This window comes from Candidatus Vallotiella hemipterorum, assembly GCF_910593725.1.
Taxonomy (GTDB): domain Bacteria; phylum Pseudomonadota; class Gammaproteobacteria; order Burkholderiales; family Burkholderiaceae; genus Mycetohabitans; species Mycetohabitans hemipterorum.
The window spans coordinates 584,641-597,996 of the sequence record NZ_OU343031.1; the positions used below are offsets into that span (position 1 = coordinate 584,641).

The following is a 13,356-nucleotide window of genomic DNA, read 5'->3' on the forward strand; positions in this document are numbered from 1 at the left end:
TCTCTCTTCTTGGGAGTATGTTGCTTAGCTCTTGCTAAAGGTTATAAGCATGGGCTAGACCATAAAAATATTTTTATAAAATCGCCTATTGGTGACTAAGTAAAATTCTCAACTAGACTTTTTCTAACCGCTATAGCAAGCTATATCTATAGTTCCAACTAGGCAATTTTCGAAATTTATTATCCAGGTATAAATTGTGAATTCTGTACTTGATTTTGTTGCCCATGGCTTACTAAATTGGTCTTGGTGGAAAATTATGCTTTATACGATTGTGATGACACACATCACAATTATTGGTGTTACTGTATATCTACACCGGCACCAGGCACATCGCTCATTAGACTTGCATCCAATTGCAAGTCATTTTTTCCGATTTTGGCTATGGCTAACTACAGGTATGGTTACCGGCCAGTGGACAGCGATTCATCGTAAGCACCACGCAAAATGCGAGACTGATGAGGATCCGCATAGTCCTCAGACGCGTGGAATATGGAAGGTACTTCTAGAGGGCGCCGAACTATATCGTGCCGAGGCGAAGAATACACAAACATTAAAGAAGTACGGTCGGGGTACGCCAACTGATTGGCTAGAGTGTTTTGTTTATGCAAAGCATGCGTTACTCGGTGTGACAATTATGGCGCTAATCAACCTAACGTTATTCGGAATTGTCGGGATTTCGGTATGGGCTATCCAGATGCTATGGATTCCATTCTGGGCTGCTGGTGTGGTAAATGGCCTAGGTCATTTCTGGGGCTACCGAAACTTTAATTGTTTGGATACGAGCACAAACCTATTCCCATGGGGACTTTTAATTGGCGGAGAGGAATTGCATAATAATCATCATACCTACGCGACATCAGCTAAACTTTCAAACAAGTGGTATGAGTTTGATATTGGTTGGATGTATATTAAAATTATGTCTGCATTCGGGCTTGCAAAAGTTAAAAGGATTGCGCCAACGCTGACTCTAGCGACGCGCAAGGCTGTACCAGATTTAGATACATTACACGCTGTACTTGCTAATCGCTATGAGGTGATGGCCCGCTATGCAAAGACAGTCAACAGAGCGTATCGGCAAGAGTTAGCAGAACTCAAAGAATTAAATGCGCATGAGAAATATGCCCTAATTAAGAGCGCACATAGATGGATTCATAAAGATGAAGCAGGCTTAGATGAACCACAAAAACGGCAATTAATGCAGATTTTTTCCAGTAGCCAAAGTCTGCAGACTTACTATCAATTGCGTATTGAACTCATGCAGATATGGGATCACTCACACGCTTCACGTGAGCAGTTACTATTGCTCCTACAGGGCTGGTGCTATCGCGCGGAACAAAGCGGTATTCATGCATTACGGGATTTTTCATACCACTTACGTCGTTACGCTTAAAATAAGAAATGAAATTAGTATTAATACTTATTAAAGACCAATAAAATTCATAATATATATTGTTAGCTACTCAATAGAATTAAATAGAGTAAGTAAATAAATTGTTTATCGCTAGCTAATTAAATAGAAAATGCAACCTGCGGCTTATGATTATATAAATCCTTAAATTTCTTTCGGTCGTAAAGTAATATTTTAATTTTGTAGGATTTTAAGCTTATGGCATTAATATCATATTTAAATATTCTACTTTTTCTATAAAATTTCTAGAGTTATTATTAATATTTTTAGTATAAATACCCCAAATTTTATTTAGAAAGTAGAATTATTTAGCACATAGAAACTATGTTTATATATGAAGGTTATACATATTTTATGTATAGATATGTCAATTGTATAACTCTGCTTATTTTTTAAGCTTTTAGCATTTTTATATATGAGATTTTACCCTAAAAAGATATAGTAATCATGTACTAATACTATGGAGCTATAAACAACATTTATTAAAAGCTAGCAATATACTATAATTTGTTATAATAAATAGAATATATGACGGCCTATAAAATAAACAATTAAAATAACTATGATTAAGGTTATAGCATAAATAATCTATATAAAATTATGAATTTATTAGAAAGCTATAACATAGTCGACTATAGATGGTATACAAGATAGTATAATATTAAATTAGTGATAATTTAGTATATATCTGATACTCCAACTATTGTCTTAAAGAATAAAAAATAAAATAAACGTTATCAGAGTGTTGAGTGAGGCAAGACTCGTTATTATATAATATAATTAACTAGCTTTAGAATATCTACAACTAGACGCGTACACAAAGCGATTATGATATATAATCTAGAAATCGGTAGTATTTTTTGTGTTTAACAGAATTTTTATGTTTTTAATACAGGCTCCACGAATTTTTATAAATTTTTATTTAATATAGTAATAATTATTTATATTACTTAATTTTCGTTTCTTTATATTCCACGTGCTTACGTGCAAACGGATCAAACTTCATGATTGCCATTTTTTCGGGCATTGTGCGTTTGTTTTTTGTTGTAGTATAGAAGTGACCTGTACCAAGTGTCGATTCTAGCTTGATCTTATCGCGACCGCTTTTAGCCATACTGTAGCTCCTTTTCTTTAAGCTTTACCGGAAACGCAAAGAGACAAGTACTGTGTCGATACCATTCTTATCAATAAGGCGCAGGCCGGCGTTAGAAACACGTAGCCGCACCCACTGATTTTTACTTTCTACCCAGAACCGACGGCTTTGCAAGTTTGGTAAGAAACGACGCTTAGTTTTATTATTTGCGTGAGAAACATTGTTGCCAACCATAGGCAACTTCCCAGTAACTTGACATTTACGTGTCATCGAAGCATCCCTACAATACGCTTAAATTTAGATGAATAAAAATAGACAGCTTAAAAAGCTTTTTATTGCGACATAGAATATCATAAAAACGATGCTAGATAAATTATAAAATGAGCAAATGAGAATATTTCTGCTAATCTCTCCTAGAGAGGATAGGAGGATCAGTAACGCACTGTAGTATAGCTCTTATTATATTTACAATAGACAACTAGAATGTTTAAGAAATAAGTCTATAAACATCTTATAAGAGCGATTATTTATTATAAGCATTAAATCTTTTTGAAATATTTGAGATATCTTACGCACTGAATTTTGGAACTCAGGTACTGCTCATCCGACAATTTCTCTTTTTAGCTGAAATGAATAACTATATTGAGCACCTTTAAGGTATAAAAGTAATCTCTAAACGAAACCTATTTAAGCACAGCACAACTAACCGGCTACCGAGTGGGTCGGTACATTACCACTAAAATAAATTATTGCTTCTTTAGCTCATTATTTTAATCATTAGCATATTCTGAATTTAGCTTTTAATATTTACATTATTAGTATTTTATGGAATTAATACTTTGAATACAATCATAAAACACCCAGGTGAGGTGTTATTAGCACAACCGCGTGGATTCTGCGCGGGAGTTGATCGGGCAATTCAGATCGTTGAGCGTGCTCTAACGCTATTCGGCTCTCGGATCTACGTATATCATGAAATTGTGCATAATGCATATGTTATAAACGAACTGCGTCGTAAGGGCGTAGTATTTGTTGAATCGCTTGACGACGTTCCAGATAGTGCAACGCTAATATTTAGCGCACATGGAGTATCAAAGATGGTACGTGCTAGAGCACTTAATAGGAACTTGCGGGTTTTTGATGCAACTTGTCCATTAGTCACTAAGGTACATATGGAGGTAGCAAAGTTTTGTGCCGAGGGTTTTGAGGTCATAATGGTCGGTCATCGAGGCCACTCAGAGGTTCAAGGTACGATGGGGCAAAGTAGTGTAGGCATGCATTTAGTTGAAACTTTGGTAGATGTTGCAATGCTAGAGGTTAATGATCCAGATCGGCTAGGATACGTAACACAGACTACATTATCTATTGATGATGTGGTAGAGATGGTAAGCGCACTAAAAGCGCGATTTCCAGCTATTCGTGAACCAAAGAAGCAAGATATTTGCTATGCAACCCAAAATCGGCAGGATGCTATAAAATTTATAGCGCCGCTGTGCGATGTTGTAATTGTCGTTGGTAGTCCGAATAGCTCTAACTCACATCGTCTATTCGAAATGTCGAAAAAATATGGCGAGATAGCTTACATGGTAGATGCGCCAGAGCAAATAGACCCTGCTTGGCTAGGTGGTAAGCAGCGTGTTGGGGTCACGGCAGGGGCTTCAGCACCTGAAGCCCTAGCACAGGCCGTCGTTAAGCGACTACAAAAATTGAGCTTCTGCTATGTCCGAATACTAGATGGCGTCCAGGAAAACATTTCATTCCCCTTACCTAAAGGATTAGTATAATACAGCTAATCGCACTAGAATATATTTTTGTATTTAAGCAGCATTTTATGATTTTTATAAACTGCACTGTCCTATAGAAAAACAGCTTGTGAAAAGATAATAGTCTTATATTAGTTAATAATACTATAAGCTAATAGCGCTATATCAAAAGAATAACAAGTAAAAGAAAAACACAAGCTTAAACAAGGTTGTATATAGCATAATAAATATGCTTTAGGCGGCTGTAACAGAACCTTGTTGCTGATATTAATAAGGCGAGTTATGTGGCATATTATATTATTTAAGAATAGAAGTATAATCGCTTCGAAAAATCGATGTGCGCATTTGTATGCAGGGCGCTGTATATTACAGCGCATGATTAATCATGCTATCAAGCATTTTAAACATCTTGTCAATTTCCGATCGTGCAACATTTAATACTGGTATGAGGCGTACATATCAGGTTGGGCAGCATAAATATAATAGGTATTCTAGGCCTCGGCTTATGTATTTTTTATTTAGATGATTTACGGCTCAAGATTTTTATCAAGCAATAAAGAATGCAATAAACAGGCCTTTGCTGCGTTCTCTAGCTAGCTCACACTCTTTAAATAGCGACTGCAATCAATTGCGCATGTATCGTGCATTCTTACTCACTCGCTTTAGAAAGATCAGTGTAATCGGTTGAGAGACCACTGCGCTTCTAACCACGATTATTAATAGGTTATCTCATTATATGCTACCCTGATTGCCAGTTTCGCAGCAGCGCTCTCGTTACAGGCGGGTAATATAGCTAGTTGCCGAGTGAAATATAAATAGCGCTTACCATGTTATCGTGTAGCTACATCTCATGCTATAGATGAAAACGATAGAAGGATGATCATCTATGTACATGTCAGGAACTTCGAGTACTTATACTTACTTTGCAAGTACCGACTTAGCCATTACTACCTCTGCTTTGGCTAAGTTCGATATGTCCTGTATTGGGGTTTGAGCACTACGGAGGTCGATTGTCGAAGTTTTCATCGCGATGGAGGTAGTGGCTTTGGAATCGAGCTTCACGCGGTCAATAAAGTAATAATCAAGTACGGTTCGGGCAATAGGGCTAGCCGCCTGCCCTCCCCAGCCGCCATTCTCGACTATTAATGCTATAGCTATTTTCGGTTGCTCAACCGGCGCAAACGCAATAAATAATGCGTGATCACGTAAGTGCTCAGATAATGCATGTGCGCGGTATTTTTGTCCTTGTAGCGAAAATACCTGCACCGTACCAGTCTTGCCAGCTCAAAACCTAATAATTATAAATCGCGCCGCTCTGTTGGTACAGAGTAATAGGATGCTTAGTACCCTTTATTAAGGCTATTACTCTCGCTAATCTCCTTAATGGGCGGTAGTAGCTAAAGCCTGTTCTAGATGCAAGTAGCACAAATTGGTTTATAAGAGTCCTCGCGCAAAAACGTGCCTAGAGGATCATCGAAGTAGAGAGTATCGTACTCCTTCATTACACCTAAACAGGTAGTCGGTGAGAATACTACCAGATATATGCTTAATATGCAGATGCAGCTCGAGTAGTCCCTCATGGTCTAGCATACTCGGTATTACATAGCTTTAGCGCTCGCTATCTTTTAAAGGGATCTCGACCATACTAGAACTTCTAGATCGTGCAGTCGCTTATTAACGAGCGGCTGTAGCCTAAGAATGCTTACGTCGTGCGTTACACGCTTTAGCGAATTAACTTGACACGGTAACTTTCTTACCTATATAGTTAATATTACTAATTTCGAGGATACTAATCTCTAAGTCTGATTATTCGGTAGTGCCGCATAGCAGCATTATGATGCGGGTTTTTATCCCTTGATAGAGCCAAAGATAAGATAGAGCTAAAGATAAATATAACCGCTGATTCCGCACTGCACTTACCAGATGACGCTTACATGAATCTATATGCACTGTTCTTGGGCCGTATTGCAGCTATATGTAAAATATAAATCCTGACGCAGTACGGTGTCTAAAGCGGTTTATTAACTTCTACTTAGAACGACTGTCCGCTTTGTTCCAGCGTTACTTGAATGCTTTAATTTAATTAATTAATAATACAAGCATTTGCTAGGCTAGCTTTCTATATGATGCGAAAACTTTTTAGCCAACTCTAGCAATGACTTACTAGTCATGAGTATGCGTTTTACTGTCTATATAACATATACGATTATTAAGTATAATGCTTATAAGCGCTATTTTACTGGTGTAGTAAGTCGCATGCCAATCACATTGGATTAGTTCTCGAATAGCTATAAGGCTTATCAATTCTTAGTGGAGTAAATGCTCCATTGCACGGTATGGATAGTCAAGCCAGTTTTATTCAAAATCCCAGGTAAGTATACTGGCCACATCTCTATAACTACCTTAACGCTATCGAGGGGAAGATACAGGCCCCATTTTGTAGCTGCGCCGAGCGCGCGTTATTTATATTATCTGACTCCTTCTCATTAGGGATCGAACAAATTTTTTCACCGCATTATTCATATGCCTGATCTCTATACCATGTATTATCTTTTCCAAAAATAGTAAATACTATGCTTATAAGCAGTATTGTTTCTGGCTATACGAGAATTTCCTCAATTAGCTCAGCGTTTTTAGTGAGACAGTCTTACTAGATAGTTACGCTCTACCTTAATAGCTAAAAGTTTTTGCGATAAAGGAAATAGTAGACAATTCTAGAATGTTTATTATCTCTATGCATCGCTTAGTATTGCGTTAGGCATAGCGCATATAATTTCGCGAGTGTCGCGGCAATTATAGCAATTTTTTCCTAAAAAATGCTCATCGGGTTTTGTGTTTTTTATAAGCACATGACTAAGACGATATGCGCTACTATAGTATGCTTTCGTATTTAGGCCTGTCGGCACGATAGTCGAGATGGCCATAGGCCCAGTGCAATCGATTATGCTTTTCACCACACCCGGTTACAGCGCACTATAGTGCTATGGATGTGAATTACCCACCCCCATTCATTTTCGAGAAAATGCCTTAGACATATACAACATCTGTTAGGTCTAATACCATCTAGGGTGACACGAGGTCGATTTAGGCATATAAACGTCATATGTTGTTTCTTCTGTGTCGGATAGCTTATAGTCACGACATGCGTATTTGTTATTTTATGCCTGTTCTAGCCTTTATATTAAAAGTTGCCAGCACGTTATAACATGGGATTTATATCGAGAATGTTTAAGGTATTAACAGAAACTAGCCTTGAGCTAGCGGAGCTACTTATGTAGCATTTTAAATGCTGCCGTGGCGAATTTAAGTACTTATGGCCCGCGCTATTTATTACTTAAGTGGGGTATGTTTTGTTTTTTTCAAAAACCCAGCGGGTGCTGTCTATACAGAATAAATCACATACCCTATCGAATACGGAATACGTCTAGGCTTCATGAGTAAATGCTTTTAGGGGCTATGCTATTAGACTCTAATAATACCCCGATTACTCCAAGGTCGCTGGAGACCCTATTCTTTCTATTGCAACTGGAATACTATCGTTTTCAGATCTGCTGGTGTTTTATGTTTTGTACAGTCTAGGCAACCGAGTAATACTTATATATCAGGCATAACAGATATCATTATCATGATGGCATACAATGCTGTTTTATTCCCGAGCGTAGGTAAGCGCTGGTTCAATTTTTCTGATGCAGACATTTCTAACGTTTGTTGCTGTCCTACTTCTAGTACTTCTAAATGGTTTTTTTGTTGCCGCAGAATTCTCGCTAGTGAAGCTCCGTAGTACGCGAGTCTCAGCTATTTCGCGCCAATATGGCTGGCGAGGACGAGTCTTATTACGTGTGCATGCTAACCTAGAAGCTTACTTGTCAGCCTGTCAACTAGGTATCACGCTTGCATCGCTCGGCCTAGGCTGGTTAGGAGAGCCGGCGTTTGCACATTTTATAGCCTTACTATTCAGTAGGCTCCATATTATGCCGCCGCTTGCTGACGCGCTTTCGCTTGCGCTAGCATTTCTAATGATTTCATTTTTGCATATTGTTGCGGGTGAGCTTGCGCCAAAATCTCTCGCCATCCGTATGCCAGAGCGAGCTAGCTTGCTTACTGCTGTTCCACTATGCCTATTCTACTGGATTATGTATCCGGCTATTGCACTGCTTAATGATAGCTCGAACCGTATGCTTGCGTGGTTTGGTCTGTTAGGCGATGGTAGGGAGATTGAAGCTCCGTATGGTCGTGATGAACTAAAACTAATTGTACGTGCAAGCCGATGCCATCGTCAGTTCTCAAGCGATGAACTAAGCACACTGTCTCACTCGCTAGAATTCAGCGAACTGACCGCATCAGATTTAATGCGGCCGCTTCGTGAGGCACTGAGCCTTAATGTCAATCTATCATTTGACGAAAATTTGGCATTAGTGGCAAAAAGCCGATATGGCCGGTATCCGTTATTTGATGAAAGCGGTGATCAGGTGCTTGGCATGGTCGATGTAAAAGATTTGCTCTTTTGTCGTCTCGAAGGACATATAGCGAATGATTTGCGCGAACTCGCACGTCCTGTGCTCGAAGTATTACCGGAGATGCCCGCACCTGAACTATTACGGCGTTTTCGTTCAGGTTCGCCGCACTTTGCAGTGATTGGGCGTCCCGGGCTGAAACCAGTTGGTTTTGTTACATTACCAGATCTACTTGCAGCGCTAGTCGGTCAGATTCAAGACGATACTCGTACGACTGATATTGAATGGCAGAGGCAGCCAGATGGTAGCGTAATTGGTCGTGGTAGCCTATCAATTGTTTCGCTAGAGCACCTTCTAAGTGTGGATTTTGGTGAGCAATCTGCCGAGTCAGTTGGTGGTATGATTTTAGATAAGCTTGGCGAACTACCTCAGCAGGGTCAAATAGTAGATTTTGGGCCGTGCCTGATTACTGTTGATGAACGAGTCGGCCCACGAATTGTAATGGTTAAAGTCTCGCCAAAAATGCCATCAGCCGAGATAGCTTAGCTAAATTTCTTAGATCGACTTATAGCTATTCGTACTAGAAAAACTGGCGTAACCACGTAAAAGTCCCTGATGCATAAAAACAAGGTATTTTATGCTGTCTACATTAATTTGGTGTCGGAGTACATGCCGATTTAGGTGGTTTCTAGAAACATGAAGCTTTGTTTATGACTATAAATAAATATTTATTGGTGCCCGGAGCCGGAATCGAACCGGCACGCCTTTCGGCGGGGGATTTTCTTCTCACTTCGGCTTTCGCCGCCGCCTCTTTTTAAGAGTTAGCGTTCGTGGTCTGGAGCACGCCTTCACCTTAGCTTTTCGGGCTTTAGGTGCCCGCCGTCTGCTCTCTACACCTTCTAAGGTATTTTTTAGTTCCCTAGCTTGGATCGGCATTAGCTCGAAATACATTCAGGGCTTTTACCGAGTTTGACGGGCTTCACCCTCAGGATTTCTCCTGAGGGGCTCAAATTTTTGAGTCCCCTGCGTCTACCAATTTCACCACCCGGGCAAAATATCGAGATATATACTACTTTACACTTATTATTTATAAAATAAACGTGCTTTTTAGGGTAGAAGTTATTCTACGGCTTGTGAACATGAGTACGCTGCAATCTGACACGTTCAGTATAAATACTAACACAGATTCTAGCGAAGAAAGGTATAAGTGCGGGATTTCTAGAATCGTATCTATAATTTAATCGCTATATGACAAAAATATCGTAACTGTGGCCGTATAATTTTTCCTTGTATATCTAGTTAAGTAGCCTGACTATGTATTCTTCACTATACAAAAATTCGAATGTACAGACTATGTATCACGTTGTATAACGCTATCTATGCATTAACTTCTAATGTAGTGTAAGAAGAGAAATTCGAGGAATATATAAACTCTATATCGCAGGTATAGCTCTTTGTATTGGTGAAAATTAGTATAATATACAAAGTATTAAATGAGTTATTAATGTGAATTAAAGCCTAATACTCAACAGTAATGTTTTAAGTTTTATGTAACTTCGATCTATGCTTCTCGAGCTTCACCTCCTATAGAACTTATAATATTTATCTCTAATACGCTAAGAATAATATCTGTTATAAGTCCGCGGGAAAATACCTAGTTGATATTTAAAAGTTTTATGAACTTATTGTTATAGGTGATCCACAAAAAGTGCACGAGAGATTGTCGAGCGTAATCTATTTTTTATTAAAAGTATATTCGGATATAAGGCCCAAGAATAATGCATCTAGATACCTTATAGGTTAGCGTCACTGTACTGCCCAGTGGTAATGGCGGTCATTTATAGAATAGTGCGCAGTCCAGGAAGACTCAGTAGCATATAAGCTGCATCGAATCCAGTAAAATAGAGGTTAAGAAAACTACGACCGCCCTACAATGCGTAATGCATGTTACGAAAAAATAGGAGTAACGTATCTTGTAGCTCTACATTGATATACATAGATGTATTTCCCGAGAAACGCGAGCCAGTTTCGATACATACAGGGCACTATAAGCCATAGATAGCTAAATAATAATAATCGGGCCGCACTAATTAGTGAATTATACGATAACTAGTTCTATAAAAGTTGTATTCACTACAAGCATGTACATAATCTTAAGTCTCTACGCAGCTATGCTTTTACTAGCATAGCTGCGTCAAAAATATAAGCTCATTGCATACGTCTCGTTTAAAAACAACTACCCATAGAAATGACACTGACATGACGATACTCCTCTAGTCGATTATGCAAAAGCACCATATGCTATGTGATGGGCATGACGGTAAAATAAGAATCAATGGCAGTTAACCCAGAGTAGTGCAAGCAATCCTATTACTAGATAAACTAGACTGGGTGTTGCAGCTGTCAGGGGCGCAGGCCAGGCGTTAAGCGTGCCAATATGCGAGAATAAAGTATTAAATAGCTGAAAGCTCATGCCAACCATAATGCCGCCAAACATTTTGGTGTTTACAGAACCTGCTCGAGTGTGTAAATAAGCAAACGGGAGTGATAGTGCTAGCATTACTAATACCGCGAACGGATACAACAACTTTTTCCATAAAACAATCATGTAGCGTTGTGCATTTTGATGGTTAGCATGCAAATGCTGTACGTACGAAAATAAGTGCATTATTGACATCCGGTCTGGCGAGACTAGTAATGCAGATAGAATCTGCGGTGTTAGCTCGGAGCGCATCTTATATTCCGGCATTAAAATTAGCGAGGACTTATATACGGGATTAAGGGAATCCTTTACCATTGTATCGGTTAGTGCCAGCTGATATAGCCGTACCTCGGTCACGCCCTTAAGCAGCCACTGGCCTGGTCGGACGTAAAGTCCGATATCAGCTGTGCGTATACTGGTAAGATGGAATTGTGCATCGAATTCGAAGATTCGCACGTTTGAAATAGTTTCATCTGGTTTTAGCTCTCCCACGTTTACAAAACGTGTGACTTTTTTGGTTGTTCCATTACAAAATAACGTATCTTTAGCCCATACACCTGATTGAAAGTTGCTTGATATTGAAGTTCTTGGTACCTCTAGGCTTATATGTTCAGATAACTGATCAGCATAGGGGCCAACGACTTCGCCGAAGATAAAAGTTAATATAACAATTGGCCAACCAATTTTTACCAGCGATCTGAGCGCATAAGGTGCAGACAATCCAGAGACACGAAAAATTGTGAACTCAGAACTAGTTGACATTTGTGTAAATACATAGATTGCGCTAATCAGCGTAGCAATAGGAATAATTTCGTAAAACCGAGATGGTATTTGTAATACTGCTCGTAGCACCGCATACAAGAATTTATAGTTGCCTCGCCCAATAAAGTGCAGTTCATTAATTAGATCAAAGAAAAAAAATAATCCCGAGAACGCAAATAGGAGCAAAGAAAGCGTTAAGTAAACTTTTTTAGCGAGGTACCTCTCGTAGAGGCGCATTAGTTAACGTCTAGCCTTGATACGCATAAGTAGACGCCGTAGCGGTAGCTGGTTGCAGACGCGTAACCAGAATATGAAAATAGTAATAGCTAATATGATCAAATGTAGCCCTAGTAGCCCGGACATAAACGCAATTTTTCCTTGTTCGATCCAGGCTTGAACTAAATTCATAAGGTTGGAATACGTCAGGTATATAAACACCCCAAGCGCTAGACTAATTGTGCGTCCATGCCTTGGATTTTGATATGCTAGTGGAATTGCCAGAAGCATTAGATTGAGCGCAGTTAACGGCAGGCTAGCCCGCCATGCAAACTCAGCTAGATTAGTATTATTCCGTGCACGTAGCAGCGTAGCTGTGGATAGACCAGGAGTCATTGGCCTATCCACTAGTTGTTCACTTTGGATTTTTATGCCATAACTAAAAAATTCCATTATTCGAAGATCGATCTGGCCTAGTTCACCATCATAGCGGCGTCCATTTTTTAACACAACGAAGCGGTCACCATTCGGGTGGATTTCCATATAACCAGTCTTAGATACAAGAATATTGACTCTGCCATTTTCTGTGCTCGCTACGAATATATTTTCGATATCTTTTTGACTGGGACCCACTTTTTCAACAAAAAATACTCGATGCTTTGAGGTAGACTCACAGAACTGGCCGGGGGCTAGCAATAATATCTCATCACGCTGTTGGAAGCGCTCTCGAATTAGCCTACTTTGCTCGTTTGCCCATGGCCACCCGACAAATGAAAAAAAAGAGATTAGAACGATGATCGGCACAGAGAACATCGTAATTGGTTTAATTAGCCGAGTCAAACTCACGCCGCATGAAAGCCAAATCAGCATTTCGGAGTCTCGGTACCAACGGGTGAGAACGAATAAGATCGCTGAGAATAAGGACGCCATCAGCATTACCGAAACATATCTGATCATCGTTAAGCCTATTAAAACAACGACGTCCTTAAGATCAATTTCACCCGAGGCAGCAGAGCCAACGATCCGGATCATCATCGTCGTCAGTACGAGAGTCAGCAGAACGAGAAAAACTGTGGAGCCTGTATAAGCGAGTTCACGCTGCAAGGAACGTTCAAGGATCATCTGGACAAAACATATTTGTATTTCGTCAACCAGCTTAGAATGCAGACAGTATTTAT

At 39.4% G+C, this 13,356-nt stretch carries 7 protein-coding genes and 1 pseudogene; 3 read left to right on the forward strand and 5 right to left on the reverse strand.

Annotated elements, in window-relative coordinates:
- The first annotated feature begins 193 nt into the window (after positions 1-193).
- Positions 194-1,390: a DesA family fatty acid desaturase gene (locus tag KW136_RS01970; protein ID WP_216797426.1), complete on the forward strand. Its 1,197-nt coding sequence runs from the start codon at positions 194-196 to the stop codon at positions 1,388-1,390.
- A gap of 964 nt (positions 1,391-2,354) precedes the next feature.
- Here the strand turns inward: KW136_RS01970 and rpmG are convergent.
- Both rpmG and rpmB read right to left on the reverse strand, forming a co-directional pair.
- On the reverse strand, positions 2,355-2,522 hold the full coding sequence (gene rpmG, locus KW136_RS01975; RefSeq protein ID WP_216796788.1) for a 50S ribosomal protein L33: 168 nt from the start codon (positions 2,520-2,522) through the stop codon (positions 2,355-2,357).
- Between the two features lie 24 nt (positions 2,523-2,546).
- Positions 2,547-2,771 carry a 50S ribosomal protein L28 gene (rpmB, locus tag KW136_RS01980; RefSeq protein WP_216796790.1) on the reverse strand — a complete coding sequence of 75 codons (225 nt, stop codon included), beginning with the start codon at positions 2,769-2,771 and terminating at the stop codon, positions 2,547-2,549.
- A gap of 569 nt (positions 2,772-3,340) precedes the next feature.
- On the opposite strand from rpmB, the gene ispH reads away from it, so the two are divergent.
- Positions 3,341-4,285, forward strand: coding sequence for a 4-hydroxy-3-methylbut-2-enyl diphosphate reductase (ispH, locus tag KW136_RS01985; RefSeq protein WP_246583176.1), 945 nt, complete (start codon positions 3,341-3,343; stop codon positions 4,283-4,285).
- A 996-nt stretch (positions 4,286-5,281) separates the two neighbouring features.
- Here ispH and KW136_RS04160 read toward each other — a convergent pair.
- A pseudogene (locus KW136_RS04160) lies at positions 5,282-5,548 on the reverse strand (penicillin-binding transpeptidase domain-containing protein); the annotation flags it as partial.
- Positions 5,549-7,950: 2,402 nt separating this feature from the next.
- Between KW136_RS04160 and KW136_RS01995 the strand changes: the two are divergent.
- Positions 7,951-9,264 (forward strand): hemolysin family protein, encoded by a 1,314-nt coding sequence (locus KW136_RS01995; RefSeq protein WP_216796791.1) that lies wholly within the window; start codon positions 7,951-7,953, stop codon positions 9,262-9,264.
- A gap of 1,786 nt (positions 9,265-11,050) precedes the next feature.
- Here the strand turns inward: KW136_RS01995 and lptG are convergent.
- Positions 11,051-12,199, reverse strand: a complete 1,149-nt coding sequence (gene lptG, locus KW136_RS02000; RefSeq protein ID WP_216796792.1) for an LPS export ABC transporter permease LptG — start codon at positions 12,197-12,199, stop codon at positions 11,051-11,053.
- 3 nt (positions 12,200-12,202) lie between these two features.
- The gene (gene lptF, locus KW136_RS02005) at positions 12,203-13,300 is read right to left on the reverse strand and encodes an LPS export ABC transporter permease LptF (RefSeq protein ID WP_216796793.1); all 1,098 of its coding nucleotides are present in this window, start codon (positions 13,298-13,300) and stop codon (positions 12,203-12,205) included.
- Positions 13,301-13,356: the final 56 nt, after the last annotated feature.

Coding starts and splice junctions, on each gene's coding strand:
- rpmG (WP_216796788.1), bottom strand. CDS start 2,522: ATGGCTAAAAGCGGTCGCGATAAGATCAAGCTAGAATCGACACTTGGT.
- rpmB (WP_216796790.1), bottom strand. CDS start 2,771: ATGACACGTAAATGTCAAGTTACTGGGAAGTTGCCTATGGTTGGCAAC.
- KW136_RS01995 (WP_216796791.1), top strand. CDS start 7,951: ATGCAGACATTTCTAACGTTTGTTGCTGTCCTACTTCTAGTACTTCTA.
- lptG (WP_216796792.1), bottom strand. CDS start 12,199: ATGCGCCTCTACGAGAGGTACCTCGCTAAAAAAGTTTACTTAACGCTT.
- lptF (WP_216796793.1), bottom strand. CDS start 13,300: ATGATCCTTGAACGTTCCTTGCAGCGTGAACTCGCTTATACAGGCTCC.